The 23,970-nt window shown below is 56.1% G+C and carries 23 protein-coding genes; 11 read left to right on the top strand and 12 right to left on the bottom strand.

What is annotated here, in order from left to right; genetic code table 11:
• Nucleotides 1-67: 67 nt before the first annotated feature.
• Nucleotides 68-709, bottom strand: a complete 642-nt coding sequence (locus LC531_RS19130) for a transposase (RefSeq protein WP_336245536.1) — start codon at nucleotides 707-709, stop codon at nucleotides 68-70.
• Nucleotides 670-1,089: a helix-turn-helix domain-containing protein gene (locus LC531_RS19135; RefSeq protein WP_223648781.1), complete on the bottom strand. Its 420-nt coding sequence runs from the start codon at nucleotides 1,087-1,089 to the stop codon at nucleotides 670-672. Before LC531_RS19135 ends, LC531_RS19130 begins: the two co-directional genes overlap by 40 nt.
• Nucleotides 1,090-1,137: 48 nt before the next feature.
• Between LC531_RS19135 and LC531_RS19140 the strand changes: the two genes are divergently transcribed.
• Complete coding sequence (locus LC531_RS19140; protein ID WP_223653144.1) at nucleotides 1,138-2,229, top strand: PDDEXK nuclease domain-containing protein; 1,092 nt, start codon at nucleotides 1,138-1,140, stop codon at nucleotides 2,227-2,229.
• A 35-nt stretch (nucleotides 2,230-2,264) separates the two neighbouring features.
• Nucleotides 2,265-3,155 (top strand): hypothetical protein, encoded by an 891-nt coding sequence (locus LC531_RS19145; RefSeq protein ID WP_223653146.1) that lies wholly within the window; start codon nucleotides 2,265-2,267, stop codon nucleotides 3,153-3,155.
• 63 nt (nucleotides 3,156-3,218) lie between these two features.
• On the opposite strand, the gene LC531_RS19150 is transcribed toward LC531_RS19145, so the two are convergent.
• Genes LC531_RS19150 through LC531_RS19165 form a run of 4 tightly spaced genes read right to left on the bottom strand, consistent with a single transcriptional unit; the run spans nucleotide 3,219 to nucleotide 6,539 of the window.
• Nucleotides 3,219-3,671: a hypothetical protein gene (locus LC531_RS19150; protein WP_223653147.1), complete on the bottom strand. Its 453-nt coding sequence runs from the start codon at nucleotides 3,669-3,671 to the stop codon at nucleotides 3,219-3,221.
• Between the two features lie 38 nt (nucleotides 3,672-3,709).
• Complete coding sequence (locus LC531_RS19155; RefSeq protein WP_223653150.1) at nucleotides 3,710-5,521, bottom strand: DUF4209 domain-containing protein; 1,812 nt, start codon at nucleotides 5,519-5,521, stop codon at nucleotides 3,710-3,712.
• A 14-nt stretch (nucleotides 5,522-5,535) separates the two neighbouring features.
• Nucleotides 5,536-5,844 (bottom strand): hypothetical protein, encoded by a 309-nt coding sequence (locus LC531_RS19160; protein WP_223653152.1) that lies wholly within the window; start codon nucleotides 5,842-5,844, stop codon nucleotides 5,536-5,538.
• A 38-nt stretch (nucleotides 5,845-5,882) separates the two neighbouring features.
• On the bottom strand, nucleotides 5,883-6,539 hold the full coding sequence (locus LC531_RS19165; RefSeq protein ID WP_223653153.1) for a hypothetical protein: 657 nt from the start codon (nucleotides 6,537-6,539) through the stop codon (nucleotides 5,883-5,885).
• A gap of 640 nt (nucleotides 6,540-7,179) precedes the next feature.
• Here LC531_RS19165 and LC531_RS19170 point away from each other — a divergent pair.
• On the top strand, nucleotides 7,180-7,971 hold the full coding sequence (locus tag LC531_RS19170; RefSeq protein ID WP_223653154.1) for an MBL fold metallo-hydrolase: 792 nt from the start codon (nucleotides 7,180-7,182) through the stop codon (nucleotides 7,969-7,971).
• Between the two features lie 161 nt (nucleotides 7,972-8,132).
• Here LC531_RS19170 and LC531_RS19175 read toward each other — a convergent pair whose 3' ends face one another.
• Both LC531_RS19175 and LC531_RS19180 read right to left on the bottom strand, forming a co-directional pair.
• On the bottom strand, nucleotides 8,133-8,594 hold the full coding sequence (locus tag LC531_RS19175; protein WP_223653155.1) for a M15 family metallopeptidase: 462 nt from the start codon (nucleotides 8,592-8,594) through the stop codon (nucleotides 8,133-8,135).
• Entirely contained in the window at nucleotides 8,581-8,838 is a 258-nt protein-coding gene (locus LC531_RS19180) for a hypothetical protein (protein WP_223653156.1), read from the bottom strand. The genes LC531_RS19175 and LC531_RS19180 overlap by 14 nt, the downstream gene beginning before the upstream one ends.
• Before the next feature lie 1,314 nt (nucleotides 8,839-10,152).
• On the opposite strand from LC531_RS19180, the gene LC531_RS19185 reads away from it, so the two are divergent.
• From LC531_RS19185 to LC531_RS19220, 8 genes are all read left to right on the top strand, one after another.
• Complete coding sequence (locus tag LC531_RS19185) at nucleotides 10,153-10,551, top strand: hypothetical protein (protein ID WP_223653157.1); 399 nt, start codon at nucleotides 10,153-10,155, stop codon at nucleotides 10,549-10,551.
• The gene (locus LC531_RS19190; RefSeq protein ID WP_223653158.1) at nucleotides 10,544-10,759 is read left to right on the top strand and encodes a hypothetical protein; all 216 of its coding nucleotides are present in this window, start codon (nucleotides 10,544-10,546) and stop codon (nucleotides 10,757-10,759) included. Before LC531_RS19185 ends, LC531_RS19190 begins: the two co-directional genes overlap by 8 nt.
• Nucleotides 10,760-10,812: 53 nt before the next feature.
• On the top strand, nucleotides 10,813-11,109 hold the full coding sequence (locus LC531_RS19195) for a hypothetical protein (RefSeq protein ID WP_223653159.1): 297 nt from the start codon (nucleotides 10,813-10,815) through the stop codon (nucleotides 11,107-11,109).
• Between the two features lie 45 nt (nucleotides 11,110-11,154).
• Nucleotides 11,155-11,469 (top strand): DUF3846 domain-containing protein, encoded by a 315-nt coding sequence (locus tag LC531_RS19200; RefSeq protein WP_223653161.1) that lies wholly within the window; start codon nucleotides 11,155-11,157, stop codon nucleotides 11,467-11,469.
• A 48-nt stretch (nucleotides 11,470-11,517) separates the two neighbouring features.
• The gene (locus LC531_RS19205) at nucleotides 11,518-11,673 is read left to right on the top strand and encodes a hypothetical protein (protein ID WP_223653162.1); all 156 of its coding nucleotides are present in this window, start codon (nucleotides 11,518-11,520) and stop codon (nucleotides 11,671-11,673) included.
• A gap of 72 nt (nucleotides 11,674-11,745) precedes the next feature.
• Entirely contained in the window at nucleotides 11,746-12,453 is a 708-nt protein-coding gene (locus LC531_RS19210; RefSeq protein ID WP_223653164.1) for a hypothetical protein, read from the top strand.
• A 3-nt stretch (nucleotides 12,454-12,456) separates the two neighbouring features.
• Entirely contained in the window at nucleotides 12,457-13,209 is a 753-nt protein-coding gene (locus LC531_RS19215) for a PD-(D/E)XK nuclease-like domain-containing protein (RefSeq protein WP_223653166.1), read from the top strand.
• 69 nt (nucleotides 13,210-13,278) lie between these two features.
• Entirely contained in the window at nucleotides 13,279-14,118 is an 840-nt protein-coding gene (locus LC531_RS19220) for a DUF3800 domain-containing protein (RefSeq protein ID WP_223653168.1), read from the top strand.
• Nucleotides 14,119-14,350: 232 nt separating this feature from the next.
• On the opposite strand, the gene LC531_RS19225 is transcribed toward LC531_RS19220, so the two are convergent.
• The 4 genes from LC531_RS19225 to LC531_RS19240 form a co-directional block, all read right to left on the bottom strand.
• Nucleotides 14,351-15,178, bottom strand: a complete 828-nt coding sequence (locus LC531_RS19225; RefSeq protein ID WP_223648922.1) for an IS5 family transposase — start codon at nucleotides 15,176-15,178, stop codon at nucleotides 14,351-14,353.
• Nucleotides 15,179-15,320: 142 nt separating this feature from the next.
• Entirely contained in the window at nucleotides 15,321-16,511 is a 1,191-nt protein-coding gene (locus LC531_RS19230; protein WP_223653170.1) for a DNA cytosine methyltransferase, read from the bottom strand.
• Nucleotides 16,512-16,519: 8 nt separating this feature from the next.
• On the bottom strand, nucleotides 16,520-17,593 hold the full coding sequence (locus LC531_RS19235; RefSeq protein WP_223653172.1) for a RecB family exonuclease: 1,074 nt from the start codon (nucleotides 17,591-17,593) through the stop codon (nucleotides 16,520-16,522).
• Complete coding sequence (locus tag LC531_RS19240) at nucleotides 17,590-23,877, bottom strand: DEAD/DEAH box helicase (RefSeq protein ID WP_223653174.1); 6,288 nt, start codon at nucleotides 23,875-23,877, stop codon at nucleotides 17,590-17,592. The genes LC531_RS19235 and LC531_RS19240 overlap by 4 nt, the downstream gene beginning before the upstream one ends.
• Nucleotides 23,878-23,970: the final 93 nt, after the last annotated feature.

Here is a 23,970-nt window from a genome sequence, read left to right on the forward strand (position 1 = left end):
TCTCAGAACATTTATTCTAGCCTATGCCAATGGCGCTGTATCTTGGCTGCTAAGTACCCGTGGTTAATTAGTTTATGTTAAATTTTGAGAAATTTATTCTCCATAAATTTCCTACTTGCGCTAAGCAACGATTAACTGCGTAGAAAAGAGTATCCTTATTAAAGTAGTCACCTGGGTCAAGCTGTTCTTTCTTTAATTTACGCCAAAGTGTTTCCGCAATATTGAGGTGTGGCGAATAAGTAGGTAAATAAAATATACGTAATCCGCGGGCTTCCCAAAAAGGTAATTGCTGCTGGATTAGCTGCGCTTTGTGGATACTTGCATTATCTACCACAATTACTGTTGGCTTTCGAATCTTAAAAGATAATTCTTCTAGTTGTGTAAAGATAAAATTTGCGCTAATAATCGTTTCCGTTGTTAACCAATGGGTTTGATTGCGTCGGCTAATAAGTCCCCAAATATTGATTTTATAGCCTTTCTCAACTGGTATGAAAACTTCTTCTCCTAGGAACTGCCACCCGTAGGGCACGTAGCCCGTACTGCACACATGGCTTTCATCTCCGTAAAATAAGTTTAGAAAACCTTGCTCGCAAAGTATCTCTAATTCAGTTAATTGCGCCTTCTTTAAGGCATATAAATCCGGGCAGGGCTTGCCTTTACAGCGCCTTCTTATTCGCTTATATCGTCCGTCAAGACTTTTAAAAAAGATTTAAAGGTGCTCAAGCTAACCGATTTGTTAGTTTCCTGTTCCCATTCCGCTTTAGCCGTTTCAATACGTTGTCTATTTGCTTTGATAGCTTGCAAAACAGACTCTTTATCCTCCACTACGCTTACTACTGCTTTGCGCCCGCGTCCAGTCTTTGTTTGTAGTCCCTCAATACCCTCCTCTTGATAGCGTTTTGTCCACCCATTAACACTTACATAAGTCATAGCCGTAAACTTGGCTACTTGCTCTGAGGTGAGCCCGATAGCTTTTAATAAAATCACTTCGCATCTAGCACGAAAACAGGGCGTCTTTCCCGTTCTAGCTCCTTGTTCTAAGGCTGACTTTTCAGATTTACTCAGTAAGGGGGTATTAACTCTTGACATGATGCAAAGCTAATCATTATAATATAAACTAATTAGCAACGAGTACTTATGGCAGATTCCACGCTTTCTACCCTAGCCGAGCGCATCGGCTTCCTGCACGAGCGCACCCAGCAGGCTGCCGCGCAGCAGGTCAACTACTGGCTTACGCTGCGCAACTGGCTTATCGGCTGGTACATCACTGAGTACGAGCAGCAGGGGGCCGACCGCGCCGCCTACGGCACCCGCCTCATGCCCGAGCTGGCCCGCCGCCTGCAGGCCGTGCGCGGCCTCTCCGCCCAGCAACTTTACCGCTGCGTAGACTTCTACCGTACCTACCCCGCAATTCTCTCAACAGTGTCGAGAGAATTGCCCGCGCTAGGTTTGCCAGCCTTACCCGCCGCCGCCGCTGCGGCCCCCACCCCCTCCAACGGCTTGGCCCCCGGGTTGCTGCTCAGCCGGTTCAGCTTCTCCCACTTCTTGGAGCTGCTACCCCTTACCAACCCGCTGCAGCGGGCTTTCTACGAAGTACAGGCCGTCAAAAACAGCTGGTCCGTGCGCGAGCTAAAGCGAGCCGTTGACTCGATGCTTTACGAGCGTACCGGCCTCTCCACCGACAAGGCCGGCGTGCTCGCCGGCCACGCCGGCACCCAGCCCCTGGCCGTGGCCGATGTGGTAAAAAACCCCTATGTCCTGGAATTCCTGGGCCTGGAGGAGCGCCCCAGCTACAGCGAAAGCGACCTGGAAACGGCCATCATTGCCCACCTCCAAACCTTCCTCGTGGAGCTGGGCCGCGGCTTCTGCTTCGAGGCCCGCCAAAAGCGCCTCACCTTCGACAACGAGCACTACTTCATCGACCTCGTTTTCTACCACCGCATCCTAAAGTGCCACGTCCTGGTCGACCTCAAAATCGGGGCATTCAGCCACGCCGACGCCGGCCAGATGAACGTCTACCTCAACTACTACCGCGAGAACGAGATGACGCCCGGCGACAACCCGCCCGTGGGCCTCATCCTCTGCGCCCAGAAAAACGATACGCTGGTGCGCTACGCCACCTCCGGCCTCTCCGAGCAGCTGTTCGTCAGCAAGTATCGCCTCAACCTACCCTCCGAAGCAGAATTGCAGGCCATCATTCAGGAGCAGCAGGCCCGACTATCTGAATAGGAGCATGGTAATTGCTCCAACTTTTATTTATAAAAATGGCCGTAGCAAGAATAAAAAGCTGTTTCCTCTTTCAAAAGGCTTCTGAACACATCTGGTACGGGCTGGCCGACCGCCACGAATATAGTGTTGGTATTGACGAGCGAGGCATTACCGATACCCTCGTGTATTGGCTGATAAAATACCATAGCTCCCACATTGGTAGTCAGATGATAGTCCGCAAGGCCAAGAACGAGCCAACGGAAGGAAATGACCTGGATTTATACATACGCAATGGGTCGGGTGGCTTCAATCGGTTTGCTTTACAAGCCAAAGTATTGTCACCAACAAAAGCCAAATCCAGCGTCAAAAAAGGCGTCCGTAGCGTAACTCATCCGCCGAAGGTTTACGACGGTATCCAGAACCGCAGAGGCGCCCGCGGCTACCAATGGAATATGTTAAATAAAGGCGAAAAGGCGGGACTGTTCAAAGGCTATTATTTGCTCTACAATGGCTATAGCAATAGCCAACTCAGCATTTGCGGCTTAGCGGGCAAAGCCAGTACAAGTCCGTACCTGGGCTGCTCGCTCGTGAAGCCCATGGACGTGGAGCGTGCAACACGTTCCACAGCCAGGGTCAGAAAAGGCCGCCGAATACCACGTACAGCACCTGGATACGAGGCATTTCATGACTTAGCTGCCCCGCTTGCCCGGCCATGGCACGACTTGGTATGTAGCACGGAGTTTTCTTCAGGCTATGACGGTAAAAGCTACGGGCTGGCTGAAATCTTAAACAACCCAAGGTTCTTCACCTTACAACCCATAGCCAGCCAAGTCGACCAGCGTGGAACCGCAGACGACACCGGAACACAATCATCGGACAGAGTGCTTCCCGACTTAATAAAGTCGGATTTTGGCCCTCGCTATCAGGTGATACTTGACCTTGAATAAGGTACACCATCAACTGCTAAGCCAATAGCTTAGTAAGCACTTGCTGCCCGAACAAGCCGGCTTTTATCTGAAAGCCTCTATCACTTTAAGCACCGTAAGCACGATTCCCAGGCACGCCCCCACCTTCATCACAACATTCCAGAAGTCTTTCCAGAAAAGCCGCCAACGCTCATACTTCCTCCACACCTCAAAATACGCCCAGCTCTCCCCGCAGCCTGCGAAGTCCAGGATGCCGTAGCTGCGCATTTCATTCAACTCGAAGTGTGATGGCAGATGACCACCAGAGTGCATTTTTCTAATACCTCCTTCTATGCTGTGCAACGCCTGCTTTTTGTTATTTTTAATTGCACGCTGAAGTTCTTTCAGTTTAGCTAAACGCCCATCGTGCATTTCCTGTACCTCGCTTTTGGTGTAGTCGTTTTCGGCCAGATTCCGACGCACGAAGTAGGCGTAGTCGTAACGGCAGTACAAACGGCGGGTAGCGTCATCTAACGCTATGATATCCAAACTTGCCATGCAGCAGCTTACTGAGTAGTTTAAAAACTGACGACAGCTTAAATAGGCTTGTCAGGCCTCAATCCAAGTGAGGCAATAATTAGTAACACCAGCAGAACCACGCTCATCGCATCGGCATTGTAAGCACTCGGGCTCAGGAAGGCATGGGCTATGTTGTTTCGCAGGTTCCAGCCTGTTTTGGTCAGCACAAACCGGAGCATATACAAGGAATCTTCATCTGCGTACTCTCCCAGCTGGTCAAGCAGGTCCTCGATATACTTTTCCCGCATATCGCCATCCCGGCCCAGCTCGTTCGTGGGCAGGTCAACCTGCCGGCAGAAGTCCCGCAGCATCTGCTCAAACTTCAGCACCAGCGAGTCCATGCAGAGCATCATTTCGGGCTGGTACTCCTCCTGCTCGGCTTTCTTGGTCAGTTCTGCAAAGCAGTAGCGCAGCGCCGGACTGATAAGCTCTACCCAGCTATACTGTTGCTCTTCCTCCGCCTGCGAGTCCACCAGCGTTTTTTGCCCCAGCCACGTTTCCGTATTCAGATGCTCGACCAGTGTGTCGTAGGTTATCTGGCCGCTAAGGATGCCCTGTCGTATTGTTTCACGCATTTTTGCTTTGGTAAATGCCAGGCTCCAACTGTAGTTGAATAAATCCGGTCCTTCCTGTGCCTTTGCTCCGGTGTGCCGGGTGCTCACATTACGGTTTATGTCGAAATTAACCTTGCGCATGAATTGCGAAAAGTCAGTCACCATTCCTTTTCGCCCACGCGACGCTGCTACAGACGGAAGTACGTGGCCGCTAAGCAGCATTCGCCAGAAAGGGTTGCCGCCCTCTGCCAGTAGCATTTTTGGTACGGCCTGCATATAAGCCGTTGTCATCTTGCCCACATCCCCATCTATTGTCTTGTCCAGCCGTACCCGTGGCATCCGCACCAGATGCTTTGTTTTGGATATCAGGGCACCAATTTCAGCTATGCGTTGGGCATCACCAGCCCGCCGGTATTCTTTCAGCGCGTCGTCAAACAGCGTTTGTACAATGAAGCTTTCCGGCTCCTTTTCCAGCCGTTTAATTCCTTCCGCCTTTATATCGTCGCCTTTTCTGGCAAACCATTCCTGGGGTTGAGCACTTGCCCGCCCGGCCAGCGCAGCCCCGGCGTCGCAAATCATGCCCAGCGAAAAGGCATTGTCGCCTTTCACACGGGATTTCTCATGAAATAGCACGCAAGCTGTATCCAACTCCGCGCAGGCCTCGCGGGTGAGCTTACGGGCCTGCTCAGCAAAAAACCGCAACATCCAATGCTGGAGGCTATCAGGTAGCTTTCCCGCAACCAGCGGAGCAAATAGCGCCAGCCTGACTTCTTCTGCTTTGTATTTGTATTGCTGGCTTATCAGAAAGGCACTTGTAGCACAGTCATGGTAAGTTGTTTCAGACTCATCATCACCCATCTGCTCCTGCCAGCTATTTACTATAGCAAGCAGCGTATAGATAAGCTCCTTGGCCAGTTTCCCGGTATGACGTCCTTTGAATGAGAGAAGCACAACGAGGCCATACCGAAGCTTAACCACTGGATTCACAGCCTCCTCATAACGCCCGAGCAAGTAGCTGCAAACCTCATTTTCAGGCGCGTCCCAATTCACAGGATGCTGTATCTGCCCCTCATTGATGTACGCCAGATGGCATTGCCGCTCAATGTTCAACATTGCCACAAGCTCATGCTGCCCAAGCTGCTCAGCAGCCTGCTGAGTCTTGTAGAAGTCCGCCGCGTAGTGCGTGCGGTTCAGTTGGCGTGCTTCAGACTCCAATCGACGCTTTAGCTCGTCAAAGTCCACCACTTCTTCTTTTGCGGTAAGAGCAGGACGCATTGTATCTGCTTTTATTACCCGGTTACGACCAGCACCGCCCCCCGCAATACCGTGTCCTCATCCTCCGAATCAAACGCTACCCCCGACACGGCGGCCACCGCAACCATAGCCGCCGGGTTCGCCGGCCCCTCGCAGTCGAACACTGAGTAGGCCACGTACCCCGGCCCGCTGGCCAGCACGTCCACCAGCTCCGGCGCGCAGTCCAGCAGTACCGGTACCCGTTCGGGCACCCGTGCAAATCCGGTAGCCGGGTCCGGCATACTCAGCCCTTCGACAGGCACTGCCTGGGGTGGCTGCTGGGGTAAGTAAAGCGTGTCGTGCATAGCTGCGGCAAGTAGGTTCACCTGGTAAAGTTCGCTGATTATCGTGGCCCGGGGCCGGTTCTGGCCGCCGGATAAAGCTTTAATAAAAATGTAAGCATCTCATCGTGGCTCATCCTGCGAAGCTCCCGGTGCGTGGTGCGCCCCTCAAAAACTGCTTGGTCTTTCAGTTGCGCGACATGTGGCCCCAGCTGAAAGTCACCCAGTACGACATGCACGGTCACTTTATCGTCAGCGTACTCGTAGTCCACATTGTGTACATACTTGTCGCCACTCCCGGCGACCGCACACAGGAAGGCAAACCCAACCTTCTCACCCACCCTGGGCGTTACCGGCAGCCGGCAGCGAAACTCAATGCATTCCGGGCTGTGGAACGTGTGGATATATACTATATGCTCCACCCGCTCAAAAGTCAGTAGCTCCCCATCCGTCTTTATCGCGCTTAGAAAGTCGGTGTGCAGCGCCTCCAGCCACCGCCGGTACACAGCGGCCGAAATCCCCAACTGCTGCTGTAGGTGCCGAAGCAGCGGTAGCGGCTTGTCAGGGTCCAGTGCCACTAGGGCCGCTACCAGCGGCGCGTAGCTGGCGGGCTGCTTTTGCTGCATCTTCAGCAGGGCCGGCCGGGCCGCCAGCAGGCCGCACAGCATCTGGTCGGTGCTCAATGACTCGTGCGCTGGCTCGACTTGACGCTTAGGCATGGCAAAAGGGGCCTCGCTCAGCCCGGTAGGTGTGTTTGGCTAAATTACATCCTACAGCCAACCTACAGAGTGCTCTTTTTCAGAATACCAGCGCCTGCCCGCCGCGCTGACTGCTCCCCCTACCCCTTAGCTGTCTTAAAAGCGGGCCATGCCAGTGAGCGGGTGGAGCCTGAAGCCGAAATGCTTTTTCGTCCCGGCCTCATCAGGCACATCCGCACCAGCGACAGCCCCGACGTGCACCACGGGGCCGTGCAGGGCTACAGTGGTACTGCTCTTTGAGTTTCGCATTCCATTTCTAAAAGATGTTATTTCTAACAACTTTTAGAAATGAACTACCAGGCTGTTCGCTCCCGCTTTGCCGCCCAGGGCCTCGTTTCCAGCCACGAGATACGCCAGGCCTTTCCTCGCCTGGCTACGGCTGGAATGCCCGACCCCGCTCCAGCCTTTCAGCCGCTTCGTCCTGCGCGGATATCCCCAGCACAAGCTGCTATCAACCCCACCCAATAAGCTTCGCCTGGCTACTGGCTGGCCTGAACTTGTGCGGGGCAGCTGGGTTATGGTCAAGGTTTTCGGTGGCGGCTATGGGGCTGTGCTACTAGAAAAACGTGCTACTACCACTTACTCAACCGGCAGACAACCGATGAAATCTATCCTCCTCACGGCCGCGCTGGCGGCTTTTGCGCTGCAAGCCCCGGCCCAGACTACCCCTACCGCAGCTACCACCACGCAGCGTGCGGCCCCCGACCAGATTCCCACCAGCAAAGGCCCGCTCACCGTGCAGCCCATTACCCACGGCAGCGTGGTATTTACCTGGAACGGCAAGACCATTTACGTAGACCCCTACGGCGGGGCCGCGGGCTACACCGGTCTGGCTGCGCCCGATGTTGTTCTCATCACCGACATCCACGGCGACCACCTGGACCCCAAAACGCTGGCGGGCCTCTCCGTGGGCAAGGCCCTAATGATAGTGCCCCAGGCGGTGGCCGAGAAGCTGCCTGTCGAGTACAAGCCGCAGGTACGTATCCTGCGCAACGGCCAGCGCCTCGACACGCTGGGTATGACGGTTTCGGCCATTCCGATGTACAACCTGCCCGAAGCGGCAGACGCGCCGCATACCAAGGGCCGGGGCAACGGCTACGTGCTGAACATGGGCGGCAAGAACGTGTACCTGTCCGGCGACACCGAAGACATTCCCGAAATGCGCGCCCTGAAAAATATCGACGTGGCGTTCGTGTGCATGAACCTGCCCTACACCATGGACGTGAACCAGGCCGCGCAGGGCGTGCTGGCATTCAAGCCGGGCATTGTGTACCCCTACCACTACCGGGGCCAAAACGGCCTGAGCGACGTGGCCGCCTTCAAAAAAACTGTGAACGCGGCCAACAAGAAAATCGACGTGCGGCTGCGCAACTGGTACCCGGCCGCCCAGTAAGTTGCCTGAACGCTTGCGCCCCTGCTGCCGAGCACTGGCCGGGGCTTCTTGTGAAAATCCTCCTTCCGGTAAATGACTTTGCCATAACGAAGCACCCTATCAACCGAAGGGCTACTAAACGAGACGAGCGGACCAGTCGGCCCGCTCGTCTCGTTTCTATCCTACACCTCGAAGTGCGGCCGGTCCTTAAACCCCGGCCAGTCGCCGCCCCAGCGCACCCGCGCATCGGCCGCCTTCATCAGCCGCGCGAACTTGCTCAGCAGCAGCCCCGACCAGGATACCGACTGGTCAGGCAGCACAAAAGCCACGTCCAGGGCCGGGGCCGGCAGTCGGTTATGCTTCGACTCGCCCCCGCGCTTGTAGGTCACGATGGGCCCCGGCGTGCTCCTGCCCTGCTTGTACAGCTCATCCTGACGCTCCGGCGACCGGTAGCACTCCGTGATAATGGGGAGCCCCACCAGCCGCAGCACCGGGTCGCCCAGCCACCGGGCCAGCGCCTGCGAGTAGGCCGCCGCCAGGCTGGGCACCGCCTGGGCCAGCCGCGCCGCCTGAATCTTTTGCTGCACACCACTCAGCTGCGGCACAGCCCGAACCGGGCTCACCATCGGCTTACTCGGTGACATCGCCAGCAGAAACAGCCGTGGAAGAATCCGTGGCGAGCGGCGCGGCCACCACGCCCACTACCGGAGCCTTTACCACATTCTCAGGCTTTTGCAGTGCCTTGCGCACCGTCGCCCAGATAGTAACCACCGCCACGAGCGCCTGAATGATAAGGTGCCCGTAGTTCTCAATCTTGCTGGGGTCCGGCGGTACCAGCCCCTGGCCAGCCGCCTGCCCGAGCAGAGAGGTGGCAATGATGTGGGCCATATGCCCTGTTTTCGTGCTGCTGAACATGATGTTTAGAATTGTTACGTTTAGTTAAATTTCGAACAAATTTAAGTAGCATTTACAAACATTACACGCGCCGGCTATTATTTTGTGTTTGGTATTTATTTGGGCGGTCCCTTCGGGCCGGGCTATCCGCCACTCCGCTACGCTACGGCCCTGCGGGCAGCCTCCCGCTGGTCGGCTTGGCTACTATCCCTACCGCTGGCCATGCCGCCCGGGCGGGGTAGGGGGCAAGCACCTGCTGCACCAGCCCCCGCGGCTTACCCCCTACCCCGCCCGGCCGCCGGCATTCAGAGCATCAACCAAGGCCAGCACACGCAGCCAGACGCCAGCCCCCGCACGGCCAGCCGTTGCCAATCCGCAAGGTCGCCGCCTCCCGCTGGTCGGCATCTCCCATGCGGGGCCCCGGCGGCCTTCCCACACGGCCCGGACGCTCCGCCTGCCCGCCGCCAGCCGTGCCGCCCGCCCTACGGGACGGGCCGCCCGTCCGCCCCCCCCAGCCCACCGCCCCGGCCCGGCCCTTCCACTCCACCCAGCGCACAAGCCAACGCTCCGTTTCGCTACAGGCCCCGGCCTCTTCCTGCCGCACAGCTGCTGCTGCTGGGGCCACATTATCAGCAGATTCCCACTAACGCCAGCCTGCCGCACTGCCGCCACGCAGCCCGGCCCCCGACGACATAACCTGCCCACGCCAGGCAGCGCGGCGGCCCCGCCCGAGCCAGCCGCCCCGGTGCCGGCCGCCGCTTCCACTCCCTACGCTTCCTCCGCGACGCTGCGCTACGCTCGTTCGTCGCTCCGTACCTCCGCTCCTCTCTCCCTACGCTTGCTGCGCTCCGGGCGCTCTGGTCGTTCCAGCGGCGGCCCGCTCCTCTGCCAGCCGCACAATAAGGCCCGCTTCGCGGAGTGTCTATTGGGGGCGGCCCCCCAAACCCCCTGCCATCATGCCCCGGCTGGCGCCGTGTCATCCTCCTCGGGCCCTCCCGCACACCCCACCGCGCCGCCCTCATAAGGAGCCCTTCGGGCAGTGTCTATCGGGGGCCTCAGCCCGGCCCCCAAACCCCCTGGGCAAGGCTTTCAAGGTGTCTGGTCGGGTGGCCCGGCAGGGGGCAGCAGCCACAAAATGGCACTTTACCCATACCAGCGCCGAACGAAACATCCCTAACAAATGGTTGCGTTATGTTTGTTTTACAAACATTTTGTTTGTATCTTTGGGTAGCAAGCTGGGAAAGGCCCGGCTGCCCGCCCCACCGGAGGCCTACGGCGCGGGGCACCTCACGGCTAACCTCTACAGCCATGCTTACCTCCGTTCAGTTTTCCCAGCTTGCCCAGGCCGCTTGGTCGGGCACTACCTTCTTCGCCTCCATCGTCAGCTACCGCAGCGCCACCGGCTACGCGGCCACCAGCTACCGCGTCAGCTACCACCCCGGCGAGGCGGGCAGCCCCTGCTTCCAGGAAGAGCGCCCGTGCCCCTTTGCCGCCGTGCTCGCCGCCGTGCAGGCCGCCGCAGCCGCTGGCCTGGTCGTGTGCGTGTCCACCGCTGGCGCAGTGGTGGCCCAGGCCGAGTACCTGTTTGCCGGTGCGCCGGCCCCGACCGCCGTGGTGTGCGCCACTTGTGGCGAAGGCCGCGACCTGCTGGGCGGGTGCGGCTGCTCCTACGTTCCGGTTTCTGCTTCCCGCTACTTCCATGAGTAGCGCCGCCACGCCGGCCGCTCCCGCGCAGGGGGCGGCCCAGCCGGAAGCCACGGCCGGGCAGCCTGCGCAGTCCCCGGAACTGCCGGCCCGCCCCGCTGTGCAGGCTGCCGCCCCGCCCCGGCGCCCTTACCGCATAGCCCCGCCCCGCTTTGATGACCCGCTAAGCGACCCGGCCACCGACCCTTGCCGCTGGCAAGGATTCCTCTAGCCATCCGGCCCGCGCCGCTCTTAGTCGGCGCGGGCCGCCCTAGCCCCTTCGCCATGATTGTTCGCCTCAGCCCCAGCTTTTCGCAGCTGGCCGCCGCCTGCTTTCCCCTGCCCGGCTGCGCGGTGCGCGGCTACGCCAGCGCCCGCGGCACCCGCTACGCCCTCACCATCAGCACCCCGCCCGGCTCGGGCTGCCCCGGCCAGTACCACGGCACCGGGGCCACCTGCTACGAGGCCCTGGCCGCCGCCGTGCAGCTTTTCCTTGACAGCGCCCACGCCTACCCCGCCGCCCGGCCCCTGGCCGTCGCCGGCAGCTTCGACGGAGCCGCCAGCCCCGCCAACCCCTTCTAGCCACCCAGGGGCCGGCCGCCGCGTCGGCCCCGCTTTTCCTGCCCCATGCCTAAAACTGCTACTACCTACCAGCCTCATCTACTCGACCCGCACAGCGCCGAGCCCCAGCCCGTCAGTCCCGCCAACGGCCGCAGCTTCAGGCTGGCCGAGCTGTACCAGCTGCTCGATTGCCGCACCGTCGACGTGGTGCGCCTCACCGATGAGTTGATTCTGATAATCGACGACGAGGGCAAGTTCCGCAACCCCTGCTACCTCAACCTGCTGGCTACCTACCTCTGGTACCAGCACCAGCCCGCGGCCCGCAACGTCGATTCCATTGTCGGCCGCGCCATTCTCTGTCACGACAAGCAATTCCGATAATCAACCAGGGGCTGGCTCCGGCTGGCCCCGCCTTTCCCTCAATCCCAGATGAAAACCAAGCTATTCCAAGCCTACGGCTACGAAAAGGAAAGCCCCTCTAAAGTCGCCGTGCGCCTAACCGAGCGGTCCGTCAGCCTTGCAAAAGCGAAGGCATTGTTTCGCAAATACTACGTGCTGACCTCGCCAGTCACGGAGGCCAGTTAACTCTCAACGGCGTAGGGGCCAACCTCCAACAGGCCCCACCTTTTCATTTACAACCCCCAGCCATTTCCCGTTATGTCTACCAAAGTAAAAGCCCAGCGCAGCGCCGACACCGAAGCCACGGCCGCCCCAGTTACCGCCACCCCGTTCGCCATCGAAAAGCCCGCCCGCGCCTACCTCATCGACAAGGTAGACGAGGCTACCGGCGAGGTGGCCAAAGTCTCGCGCTTCCGCTACCTGCCCGGCCACCCGCGCCAGGTGCGCTTCGATGCCAAAGCCGGCCAGTTCAACATCGGCGGCACGGTGCCGCTGGGCAGCTCGCTTTCCTTCATTCCGCTGGCCTGGCGCATCTTCCAGGATGACATTCTGAACATGGGCCGCAAGCTGTGGGCCGAGCTGTTCTACGCCGACGACAAGGGCGCTGTCTGCGCCGTGCTCTTCCACGGCTACAGCGTCGAAAACCTGTACCGCCTCATCGAGCCGCTTTTCTACGACGACCTGACCCTGGCCGACGTGGTAGTAAAGGTGCAGGCCGAGAAGAAGGAAACGACCAAGGAAGGCAAAAAGGCCACCTACTATATTGCCCAGTTCAGCTACGAGCCGGCCCCGGCCGGGGAGGTAGCCGCCCGCCGCGACTACGCCCGCGACCTGCCCATCTGGCGGGCCGAGACCTACACCGGCGCGGCCGATATGCGCATTCAACACGGCTACACCGTGCCCGCCGAAGGCGACGACCCGCACGGCCTTGAAGCGGAGGCCCCGGCCGCTCTGCCTGCCGCCTAGCCCTTGCGCCGGCCGCCTGCCCCACGGGTAGGCGGCCTTACGGCCATCATCTCCATTATTCACTTGCCAGCATTCAAAATCATGTTTCACAATCTGCAAGCCTACCCCGGCCTGACCCAGGCCCAGCACCGTGCCCTGCCCCACGTCTCCAATACCGACCTCTCGGAGCTAAAAGCCCAGGTGCTCGGCCAGCTGCGCCAGCCCAACCCGCAGGCCCTGGCCTTCGGCGCGCACTTTCACGCCGCTACGCTGGAGCCCGCTACCTACGCCCGCACCGAAGAAAAATGCCCCTGGCCGCAGCTGGAGCAGCTGGCCCGCCAGGTACGCCGCCACCGCTACTGCCGCGACCTGCTATACCGCGGCACCGCCGAGCTGACCCACACCGCTACCCACACCGCCACCGGCGTGCATGTCAAAATCCGCCCCGACCTGCTGGTAGTAAGCCCCGCCGGCCGCCGCACCACGCTGATAGATTTCAAAACCACCAGCTGCCCCGACTTCCCGCGCTTCCTGGCCAGCGCCGGGCAGTACGACTACGACCGCCAGGCTGCCTTCTACCTCGATGCACTGAACGCAGACCGCTTCCTGATTATCGGCGTGCAGAAAAAGGCCCCGCACGAGGTCTGGGTTTTCAACGCTACAACTGCCGCCGGTTTTATTGCGCAGGGCCGCAAGAAATACGCGGCGCTATTGCGCCGCCACGCGGCTAGTATTATAACTCCAGCATCAGCCAATTATGTTGAAGAGGCTATTTAGCAGTTGAAACATACTATTTTTGAGCGCCGGGCCGTGTTAGCATGCTGCCTGGCGTACTCATTTTTACTAATGCGCTATTACATCTACTGCGACGAGTCCGTTTTACGAGGCCGGCTTTTTTCGGATTTCTACGGAGGACTCATCGTTGATAGTCGAATAGCGGGGCTGCTCATTCCGTTACTGCGGGACAAATTCCACGAGTTGGGGCTGACTGGAGAGGTAAAGTGGACGAAAACCAACGAGTTTCTGCTGCCCGCCTATAAGGAGCTGATGGACTACTTCTTTGATTTCGTGGCCGCTGGCCATATCAAAGTCCGCATCATGTTTACCCAGAATCTGCACGCCCCCGGCGCAAGTCTCACCACCTATCAGCGGCAACATCAATACCATCTGCTGTATTATCAATTCCTCAAACATGCCTTTGGCCTACAGTACCTTCCAGTACCCACGGACGGCACCAATCACCTGGAACTATTTTTCGATAAGCTGCCGGATAAGGAAGAGAAGAATCAACTCTTCAAAAATTACCTGCTTCGCCTGCCTCAGCAGCCCGAATTTAAGAGTGCAGGCATCCAATTAGCCGCTGACGCAATTGGCGAAGTGGATTCTGCTCAGCACCCGCTCCTACAGTGCTTGGATGTGGTACTAGGGGCAATGGCCTTTCGCCTCAATAAGCAGCATCTTGAGAAACCACCAGGCCAACGCCTGCGTGGTAAGCGCACCATTGCTAAAGAAAAGCTCTACAAGCATATTCATCAGCGCATTGTAGCCCTGTACCCGCGCTTCAACATTGGAGCCAGCACCGGCCGGCCTACCCCAGAGGTCAGTTGGGAACACCCATATCGTCATTGGAATTTTCAGCGGCAAACCCCCGTTGAGCAGCACACCGAGCAAGAAGACGCCTCATAAAGAAAGCCCCCGCACCACCTACGACGACTCTCGCGTGCAACGCAAGGCTTCGGTGAATACAGAGGCTTCTTTCATGTACAAGTACATGTACAACGCAAATGTAGTACATATTCTGACTATGAAAAGTTTTGGCCCTAAATAGCTGGTACAGCAACTTCACAAGCAGACGGCTATGAGTTAGTGCCACAATTTTGAACACAGCATTAACTACCGCACTTAATATGGAAGCTGTTTAGGAAGTAGGCGGGGCAATTTTGCGCAGTAGTAGTACGGTAAAGGCTAGCCAGTGCAGAGCCAGCCAGTTTTGCAAGCTGGTTTCGTAGCGCACAAGCAGGGCCTTAAAGCCGTCGAGCCAGGCGTTGAGGCGTTCAATGACCAGGCGGCGGCGGTAGAGTTCCGGGTCCAGGGGGGTGTCGTCATCGGTCTGCCAGTCGGCTGAGCGCCGGTTGCGTGGGATGTTGGCTTCGATGCCGCGCCGCGCACAGGCTTGGCGCAAGCTACTGACATCAAAGGCTTTGTCGGCATTCAAAAACAAGCCTTCCAAGCGCAGCTCGGCGGCTTCGAGTAAGTCGCACAACTCGGCAAACACCCGTTCCAACTCGAACGTATCGTGCTGGTTACCGGCCTGGGGCGTGGCCACAGCCAGCGGCAGGCCCTGGTTGTCGGCCAGGAACAGGGCGTTGGTGGTGCGGCCCGCCTTGCGGCCTTGGTAGCCGATAGCGGCCCCGCCATTCTTGGCCAGCGTATGGCTGCCATCGAGTTGGACGCTGGATAAGTCGAGGCGGCGTCGATGCAGGCGCAAGCTGGTGAGCCACAGATTTTTCCAGGCTCCTTGCTTGCCCCAGGCGTTAAAGTGGTAGTACACCCCCTGCCAGCTTAATGGCGGCCCCGTGAACAGGCTTCTGACGGGCAGCCACCGCCACTGGCAGCCAGTTTTGAGCTTGTAGCAGATGGCTCCAACGACCTCGGCCGGGTCAGCAGCCGGCCGCCGGCCACCCGTGCGGGTGGGCAAATGAGGCAGTATCCAGCGGATAATCATATCTTTGGTCAGGACTTCCATGAAGGAGAGAAAGGAGATGGGTCGCACCTCAAATTTCTCGCTTTTGTGGGAGTTTTTGCGTTTTGCTCGCCGCTACCTCCTTCCTAAACAGGTTCATGTATTAATCTGTCATAGCAACGTTGATTGTACAGACTGGGTGTGGCTACACTAGGTCAAGTAGTGCCGACGCATTAATCTCAAACCCACAATACTCTGCTGCGAGCCGAGCCACCGTTCTTGCTACGCCAAAAGCCATAGGGACTGGCACTCCGTTTCCAATCATCTTAAATTTAGTGCCCAAAGGTTGACCTGGTGGTAGAACGTAGCTTTCGTCAACCCCCTGAATTCGTAGTACCTCACGGACAGATAAGCGCTGAGGTAGCCAAGGATGCAGATGCACTTCATTGTTGCCATAGCAGGCAGTGGGACTAAAACGGTACCGGTGCAGGCGCTTAAAGCAGCGGTTGCCAACCATTCCTTCGGGAGTACTAATTGCCTTTTTAGAGCGAAGATTGAATCTGTCAGTAGCGTTAGCTATAGTCGCCTCTTCTTCAGAAGCCACCAGACAATCATTCACACTGAGCGCCAGAATCGTTTTGCATGTTGGTACGTTGGGCAGAACGTCAGGAAGTTCAACTGTTGGCCACTTACACCGTTTTCTGGCCCCACGATGCATCAGGTCCTGTTCAGTGCTCCAACCAGCCCAACTCTCTGTCGGCACTGTTTTCTTCTGGTCGTCGGTGAGAGCTTTAGTAACTAAATCACGCCGCAGCCCTATCAGAAACAACCGCTCGCGGCTTTGAGGCACGGCATAATCAAGTGAGTTTAGTTTGGCATAATCCGTTAGATAATCAAGACCAAGACTTTCTCTGAGCTTTTCAAAGCTTGCACGATGATTTTTCTGCAAAAGGCCAGTTACGTTTTCCATTACGAAGAAGGCCGGACGCATTTCAATAATGTGTCTGCAGTAATCGTGTGTGACACTGCCACGGGTCCCATCAAATCCCGCACGTAAACCTGCGATGCTGAAATCCTGGCACGGAGGCCCACCAATCATTCCGAATAGCTTCGGTGTGCCGTTGGGAAAGGCATGTTTTAGGACCGCAGCAGAGCCACCTAAGTCTCCTAGTCGGATGGGCGCTTTGATTTTAGCTTCCGGTTGAGCAATGCCTCTGTCCCGCCGCCACTCAGTCATGCCATGCTCGTAAAATTTTACGAACCCCAGGTTCATTTCATTGGTCCATTCGATGGAATAACCAGCCTTTTCAAAGCCCATGTCCAGAAACCCACCGCCAGTAAAAAAGGAGAGGACCGGCAAGTCCTCTAGCCTGGTGGTTGTAAGCGGTTGGTTCATAGAATAAACTAGGTAGAATATGCCAGAATGGGCATCGCACTTGAGGTATCGGTTGCTGTAAAAGTAAGGACGTTAGCTGTGCCCTTCACATTGCAAACCAGGATTTCCTGGCCCGTCAGCTTTGCTATTTGTGCGTGCAACCGGGTGCTTGCTGGTCCGTTTGCCAGAAGCTGCCTCCTAGTACCTCCAAGTTCCAGCAGCAGCTGTAGACGGCCATTATGCACCGTAAACGACACAACAGCTCCTAGCACATCCGTAGTAGTCTCCGGGAATGCTTGCCGCACCTCATTTACATAGACAGGGCACAGCGGCCGGGCCTGACAACGGCTGCACCGTATTGTATCAGGCGAAGCCAGTTGTTCTACCTCGCCCGCGCCTATGCGTTGGTTGATGGCAACTAGCAGCTGTTGAGCCTCCAACAATAGAATTGAGCATTCTGCAGCCGTGAATGGCACATCTAACTCTTCGCCTGCTGCGTTTTCTAATACCAGCCTAACCGGCCACTCACCGTGCTTCTGCTCACATAGCGCAGCATATAATTTAAGCTGTAGCGCATACTCTGGCTTCGCTTGGCCCGTGACTGGGTCGTGCATCATGCCTGTCTTGAAATCTTTTATCACCCATCCGGCTGAGGTATGCAGCAATAGGTCAGCCTTCCCCGCTACAACATGCTTGGCATCAGTCAGAAACTGCTCAGCGCCTCCTTTACTGTCTTCGCCGCTCTTCCAGTTTTTTACAACGGGCCTGTATTTCCAAGTACGTAGGAATAGAGCCTTCCGAACCGCAAAATTGGGGATGGAGTACCGTAATGGGACCAGAAGGGCTGTCGCCTCATATTGCTGAAGTTGTGCTTCGAATTTGACTGTTTCGTTTTGCCAGATAAGCGCCAGTTCCTCTGCATTAGATGGTGCTTCTAGAAAGGCACGCTCCGCAATGCGGTGCACCAGTGACCCAGCTAACATGTATACCGTGGGCGGGAGAACTCCTTGCGGAAAAGACTTTTCCAATACCACTTGCAAGGCACACCCCCGAAGGGCATCAAAGCGGCTCGGTGATATCGTTTTCAGCGGTGCCAGTATCATAGCTGGCACTTCCCTTTAGTGAGCCACTCGTAGCAGCGGCCTTGACGACGGTGCAGATTGAACGTGTCTGCATAAAATGCAACACCGTTCAATTTGCCAGCCATAAATTTCGCTTCCGCTACAATATCAGCTAACCACCCATCCTCTTTATTGTCTAGCACATTCCAGAATGGATGCACTAGCAGAAGCACCCCTGCCTCAAACTCAACACCAGGCAAGCCTATACCGGCTTGAGGCTGAATGGTTATTGCTTTAGCATTGTCGAAAGTGACACAAAACAAGTCTCGCAGCTTGTGAGCTTGGGCCAGCCAGTCCTGCATTTCCGGTGATTCAAATTTTCCATCGGCACCGGCAGCAAAGTCCCCTTCGTGCATAAGCCGAAGTAAACTTAGGCCAAGCCGCCAATCGAGAAGAGCATGGTAGTTCATGTTGCGGTAGCCCTTCAAACAATCATAGCAGGCATCCTGACAACTGGCTCGATGCCCAGCCGCTAAAAAAGTATCTGGATAGGCGGGCCCCTCGTCAGGATTTATCTCGCGCTTGTACAGCACTTGCTTGAGCGGATTGGTGTCGTCTTCTTTGAGTAGCAGGTTGTATAGTTCTGCTACAAAGCCAGACCCGTTGGGCAAACTGTCACATAAAATCAGCTCACCGACTTGACGGCCAAGCATGTCATTAGACAAATCAATACGATTAAGACCAGCTACTTCAATTTCAACCGGGTCAACGTCAAGCTTATCGGCTATTAGCCTTTGCAAGAGAAAGGCCGCTGTATAATAAGCTGCTTTCACACCATCGGCTAGGTGGCCGCGGTGTGGATTTTGTGGATTCGGGTCAAGGCTAAGAATTCCAGCTAATGACTCTGGGCTAAGCCGTAAAATTTCAGTGGTTCGGTGTGCGGCCAGTGCCAGACTCTCCAGAGCCGTGCCGGCTATCGGCGGTTGCCGAACGGAAATTTTATGTTCATACTGCCAAGAATCTGGCCCGTTCCAAAGATTCTCTGGCTCGGCCAGCCATTGCAGCGGCGCATCAAGCCACTGGGACGCCCCGCCTTTGGATGGAAACTCGTTATGAATGCGTTGGTACAATCGTCCTTTAAACAGCTGTTCCCGTGGCCCGCGGTTAAGTCGCCACGCCGCATCCGAATCAGCTAATTCTACACGCATCTTACCAACAATGTCCGTTTTAGGGTCTTTTTCTCCTCGCTCAGCAACCAACGGTGGGCGGGCAAAAAAGCCCTCCGTTTGGCTGCGTTCATCTCTTCCCCCAGTATAAGCAGTGCGAAATGCGGCTGGCGTGCAAATGCGGAACAATGCCGGTGGTAATACGCCGTCTCCCTCTTCAGCCAGTGCGCTGCTGCAATGAGGATTTGGACATAGTACTTGCAACGATACTGGGTCCGCAGCGGGTTTGTCAGGATAAGTTTTGCAGCACAAACACACAGGGCAGTTGCTCATCCACAAATCCAACTCAAAAGGCTTCCCATCTAAAGAAGGGTCCAGGGGGTCCGGTGCCGTAGATGGCTTGAAATACTGCCTGTCCGGCTTCTCAAACAGCGGGGCGGTGAAGCCAATAGCCAGATGCACCGTTTTGTCTTTGAGCTTTTGCGCACCCGGAGCAAACTCATAAATAGCCATGTCAAGAGCTCGGTCGATGCATGGGAATTCCCAATGCCTTCCATCACTATCTGCTCTCTTAACATCAAGGTGCAGATTTCGAACATCTGCTGGCATTCCGAACATTGGCAGAATGCCACCCCTAGCCAGTTTTTCTGCTGGGTCAGCTCCTGGTACCGTTGTGGACGTAGCCGTATTGTTCACTTGAACGGCCATTCCACCATCCGCCACACTCAGCACCCAGCCCAGCAATCCCTGCCGTCGGCCCGCTGCTTTCAGTGAATTGCCAGGGATTAACTGTTCCAGTAGTTTTTCAGTCCGCTGCTGGCCGTTAGGGCCGTGCAGCCAGCGTTGCGCCTGCTGCCAATTGCTAACCCATTCGCCTAAAGGGCCGAATGAACCCAGCATACTATTTCCGGTAATTCCAATTTCCTGAAATGCTTCCAGAAGCAAAGCTTTAGCTAAAACCCGGCGTACAATCCGGTCCTGGTCCATTGCCAGGAAGGGAATGGGGGGCGGGTCACCTGTAATCCGCTCAGGATGCGAGAAATAAAATTCGTCGTGGCTGCGGCCCCGGCAAAAGGTGAGGGTGACTGCGAATGCTTGCCCACGGCGGCCAGCTCTACCAACCCGCTGTTGATAGTTAAAGCGTTGAGGCGGCATATTGGCCATCATCACAGCTTGTAAGTCGCCAATGTCAACTCCAACTTCTAGCGTTGTCGTAACGCTCAGCAAATCTATCCGCCTCACCTTACTAGGCCCTTCATCTGGCAATACCACGTTTCGGAAGTGCCTCTGCCGCTCAAACTGATTATCGGTTTGACCGGTGAGTTCTTCGCAGTGCATACGGATGGGCGCCCGGTGCCCAATAGCCGCGTGGTAGGCTAGGTAGTTGCCCCTCCAGAGTTGCTCGCATGTTGTTTCGTGGCTGGCGGTCAGGGGCCGACGGCAATTGGTGCAAACGTCGGCAGCTCGGTGCAGGTGGGGCCGCTGGCAGTTGCCACACACCCAGGCAGGACTGCTGGCCTCCATACCCTGCAACCAGAGTCGGTTGATAACTACATGCGCCCTAGCATCAAGCACATTACGTGGTGAGCCTGCGTCTTGGTTGGCAGGACGAAGCGCATCAAATAAAGCTGTGCCCAACTCGTGCTCAGTCAGGTGGTGCCTATCTGCTACTGCTCTTAAGTATTTTTTGACTTTCGCTGGCAGGTCGGTCCATGCAGGAATAGGAGCATCTTTCTCGTATTCGCCAGGCGTATACATGTAACTGTCGCCCAAAACCCGCAGGAACGCGGCAGCTACTTCTTCTTCCCGTCCAGCCAGTGTAGTCCCTTGTAGAACGCTAGTAAGCGGCAACAACTGTCCCGATGGTGGGACAGCTAAGCCTAATCCAGACGCTTCAAGGGCATAAAATAACCGCTTGAACAACAATTCGCCTACTGTCTGCTCAAGTCCTTTCGCCAGGGTAAATTCAGTACTGGTGTAGTCAGTACGCCAGTAGGGCACGTCATTTTCGCCAAATTCAACTGCCTGGTACCATGGTGCCGACTGTCCACCCCCATTGGGTTCCGTGCGCCGTCGGCGTAAAGCGTACCCCCCAGGATTTACCCCAAGTTGCAGCAGGCCTCGTAACAGAAACCCTTTTCCTGATTGCTCCAAACCAGAAATCAAGGCTGTAACCGACGTGAGGCGCAGGCGTACCCATTCAAGTTCCTGCTTAGCGCGGCGCTTGTCCTCAGTTACTGGGCTGCGACTATCATATAGCAGCTTAGCCATGTACTTGTAGGCCGCTGCCAATTCAGGAGTTTGCTGCTGCATCAGGTCCTGGTCGTCTTCGCTTAGGTCGTCGAGCTTATCTAGCAGCGAAGCAGATTTTGGATACAATGCGGCTAGTTGGGCATGACCGACGCTATCTAACTTTCCATCTATTGCCTGACGCAACAACCATAGAGCAGGTAATTCCCGCATCAAGTAATCAGCGAGCACCTCCCGAGTTAGGTCACTGTAGTGCGTCTTCTCTATTCCATCAGCCACCCGCGCCGCATCTTCGCGGCTATCTGAAAACACCACCAACTTGCGTTTTTTCTCGTTGGTGGTCAGCTGTAGCATCAACTCCTTCGCATACGTCTGACTCGTCTGGGCAAAACCAGTTCTAAACCCCCGTACTGGGCTCATTCGGCCTGTAAACGTGGCAGCAATTGGGCCAGATATAACATGGTTAGCTCCACAACCCGGGCACACGCCTGGTAAACCTCGTAATTGGCTTTCCTGCTCCGGCGTCATCTGGCCACCATCTCCCTTGGCTTTAAAAACGCGGCCAGGAATCCAACCGGTTTCCCCCATTTTGTCTGGACCTTCCACAACCCGGCCAGAACGGCTATCAACGCAAGCCAATTGCCAAACAGATGTATTGTTCCAAGTTTGGCCAACTCCTGCTTCATTCTTGGGCTGCCTCCACCATGGAGGGGTAGTGCCCCAAGTTCCGTTGTTGGTACGGTCATGCTGGATGTAGTCCTGGCCTGACTCAGGCCAGAACACTACATAGTCATGGTATGAACGACGCTCAACCGAACTATCAGCCCCCTTCTCTGGAATCCCCTCTATTTCAGGACTTACAGCCAGCATCTGCACTCCTTGCCCATCAGGCAGTTTCAGCCGGCTACCTCCAAAAAAGGTAGTACCACACTTCTCACAATATAGCAGCTCTAAAATGTGCTTTCCGTCAGGAGTTCGCAGGTCGGCTTGCGGCAGCAACCGTGCTACTGGGCTGCTAGTCTTTGCGTCAGGTTGCTGCAGTCCAGCCCACAACCCTTCAATATTGCGGAAGAAATAGTGGAATCGAAAACGTGGCAAGTCAACATCGCCCAACCATCCTCGCGCAATGAATAATCCACGCACCGCCTGCCGTAATTGGTCAGGGGTTGCATCCGACTCGCTACCAAAGAGGCTAACGGTCAAGGGCGGCAGGGCATCAGTATAACCCGGCCCTGGCCGAGGCGGGGCCGAAACAGGCATTGCACGGTGCCCACCCGTTGAATTACGGCACGCTTCATAAAGCCGTTCGCGTAATTGACAATGCTGCAAAGCACTGAGCAAATGGCCATCTCCTGCAGGGTGGAGCTTAGCAGCCAAGGCAGTGGTTAATGAAGTTGGCACCCCTTCTTTCCAATCTTTTGCGAACTGCTCGAAAGGCTCCCAAGGCAGTGGGATAGTCGATGCCGGCAACTCTTCGATTGCCTTCGTCTTTCCAGTGATAATTGAGAACTGGTCTTGCAAATCTGCCACACCAAAGAAGTCACGCAGGAACTGAGTGCTTTTTCCTTCATCGTCACCTGGCGCGTCCGGCTCCAGGGAAGCACTGCTAGCTAATATCCGCAACTGTGGATGCGTTGGATGCAGGCCAAGCCGGTCCAATACCAATCGTAACAAGCAAGCTACCTCGGTGCCAGCTGTGCCGCGGTACAGGTGCAACTCATCAACCACGAGGTGAAAAACACGCTTGTCGAGTTCTGTCTGTTTCGCTTCAACTGGCATTTCGCCCAGGTCGACGCCATGCAGCCACTCCTTGGTTTTCTTGAAAATTGGCTCATCAACTTCCCGCATCAACATGATGCCAAGCATAGAGAAGTTGGTAATTAGAATATCCGGGGGTGCTTCTTGCATATCAAACCGGCTGCGCATTTCCGCACCGTCCGGCTTAGGAAAGAAAGCCAGCAGGTCCCGCTGCTCACCAGCTGTTAACTCATCTTTTTTTGCATATTCTTTAATATAACTTTTAACTCGTCGCTCATTCTCGGACAGCTGCTGCATACGCTCACGCAGCTTATTAACCTTAGCCATGTTAGTCTCAGGCCCATTAATGCCTTCCTTCAGCAGCTCGCCGGCGACTGGCGTTTCTCCTGTATAACGTCCAAATGTTATGCGGTTACCCTTTGCTGGACTATCAGCTTTAGTCAGCCATTTGACTACTTCCTCTGAGTCGAGAGCTAAGCGTAAGCGGGTAAGCTGGTCTTCTACCAGCGCATTCATGGGGTACAGTAGCAACGCCCGCACAGCGGCTGGCCGTGTCTCATGCCCACGTTGTTGATACTCCTTTTTTAAACCTGTATGCGAAGCTCCCGCTTCCACAACATTTTCACTTCGTACCCCACCGCCAACCTGCCACCAAGTATTAGCCTCTGGGAACGTTTTATTCGGTTTCGGCCAGCTAACTAGCTCCCGGCATAGTTGCGCCAACATCGGCAACAAAAACGATTCTGTTTTACCCGAGCCGGTGCCGGAGGTAATAACGCACCGCTCTCCTGCCAATCCCCGGCGCAGCATTTCAGCCTGGTGCTCATACAGCTCCCGGCGTTTACCAGGGGACTCCGGCATCAACCCAACTTTAATCAAGTCTTTGAACGCTTGTAGTTCAATAGGACCCATTACGTCAGCTAGGTCCGAGCTCACCAATTCTGAGACTTGTTTGCCGCTTGGTTGGTATTCTGGCATGGGCTCAGCCCATGGCTCACGATACATCACTCGGTCCTGCAGCAACAGGTTTTCGCGGTCCTTCTCCAGATGCGCAAATTTGGTGCGGAAGGCGGTTTGAACGTAAAGAATGAAATTATTACGAATAGCATCAAATGCACCAATCGGGTCAATCAAATCAGTATTTGTAGACATATAGAATAAGCAAAGGGTGCCTTTTGCACAAAAACGGCAGGTGCTCCCAGCCAGCTTTGAGGAGGTGTTATCTTACAAGCACTGGCCGCTGAC

This window comes from Hymenobacter psoromatis (assembly GCF_020012125.1).
In the GTDB taxonomy this organism is placed as follows: Bacteria; Bacteroidota; Bacteroidia; order Cytophagales; family Hymenobacteraceae; genus Hymenobacter; species Hymenobacter psoromatis.

Bases quoted from the DNA above. Each gene is read 5' to 3' on its own strand.
- LC531_RS19240 (WP_223653174.1), bottom strand. From the start codon at position 23,877: ATGTCTACAAATACTGATTTGATTGACCCGATTGGTGCATTTGATGCT.
- LC531_RS19190 (WP_223653158.1), top strand. From the start codon at position 10,544: ATGAGTAGCGCCGCCACGCCGGCCGCTCCCGCGCAGGGGGCGGCCCAG.
- LC531_RS19165 (WP_223653153.1), bottom strand. From the start codon at position 6,539: ATGCCTAAGCGTCAAGTCGAGCCAGCGCACGAGTCATTGAGCACCGAC.
- LC531_RS19180 (WP_223653156.1), bottom strand. From the start codon at position 8,838: ATGGCCCACATCATTGCCACCTCTCTGCTCGGGCAGGCGGCTGGCCAG.
- LC531_RS19225 (WP_223648922.1), bottom strand. From the start codon at position 15,178: ATGGAAGTCCTGACCAAAGATATGATTATCCGCTGGATACTGCCTCAT.
- LC531_RS19205 (WP_223653162.1), top strand. From the start codon at position 11,518: ATGAAAACCAAGCTATTCCAAGCCTACGGCTACGAAAAGGAAAGCCCC.
- LC531_RS19230 (WP_223653170.1), bottom strand. From the start codon at position 16,511: ATGAACCAACCGCTTACAACCACCAGGCTAGAGGACTTGCCGGTCCTC.
- LC531_RS19175 (WP_223653155.1), bottom strand. From the start codon at position 8,594: ATGTCACCGAGTAAGCCGATGGTGAGCCCGGTTCGGGCTGTGCCGCAG.
- LC531_RS19220 (WP_223653168.1), top strand. From the start codon at position 13,279: ATGCGCTATTACATCTACTGCGACGAGTCCGTTTTACGAGGCCGGCTT.
- LC531_RS19170 (WP_223653154.1), top strand. From the start codon at position 7,180: ATGAAATCTATCCTCCTCACGGCCGCGCTGGCGGCTTTTGCGCTGCAA.
- LC531_RS19235 (WP_223653172.1), bottom strand. From the start codon at position 17,593: ATGATACTGGCACCGCTGAAAACGATATCACCGAGCCGCTTTGATGCC.
- LC531_RS19145 (WP_223653146.1), top strand. From the start codon at position 2,265: ATGGCCGTAGCAAGAATAAAAAGCTGTTTCCTCTTTCAAAAGGCTTCT.
- LC531_RS19135 (WP_223648781.1), bottom strand. From the start codon at position 1,089: ATGTCAAGAGTTAATACCCCCTTACTGAGTAAATCTGAAAAGTCAGCC.
- LC531_RS19140 (WP_223653144.1), top strand. From the start codon at position 1,138: ATGGCAGATTCCACGCTTTCTACCCTAGCCGAGCGCATCGGCTTCCTG.
- LC531_RS19160 (WP_223653152.1), bottom strand. From the start codon at position 5,844: ATGCACGACACGCTTTACTTACCCCAGCAGCCACCCCAGGCAGTGCCT.
- LC531_RS19155 (WP_223653150.1), bottom strand. From the start codon at position 5,521: ATGCGTCCTGCTCTTACCGCAAAAGAAGAAGTGGTGGACTTTGACGAG.
- LC531_RS19195 (WP_223653159.1), top strand. From the start codon at position 10,813: ATGATTGTTCGCCTCAGCCCCAGCTTTTCGCAGCTGGCCGCCGCCTGC.
- LC531_RS19200 (WP_223653161.1), top strand. From the start codon at position 11,155: ATGCCTAAAACTGCTACTACCTACCAGCCTCATCTACTCGACCCGCAC.
- LC531_RS19210 (WP_223653164.1), top strand. From the start codon at position 11,746: ATGTCTACCAAAGTAAAAGCCCAGCGCAGCGCCGACACCGAAGCCACG.
- LC531_RS19185 (WP_223653157.1), top strand. From the start codon at position 10,153: ATGCTTACCTCCGTTCAGTTTTCCCAGCTTGCCCAGGCCGCTTGGTCG.
- LC531_RS19150 (WP_223653147.1), bottom strand. From the start codon at position 3,671: ATGGCAAGTTTGGATATCATAGCGTTAGATGACGCTACCCGCCGTTTG.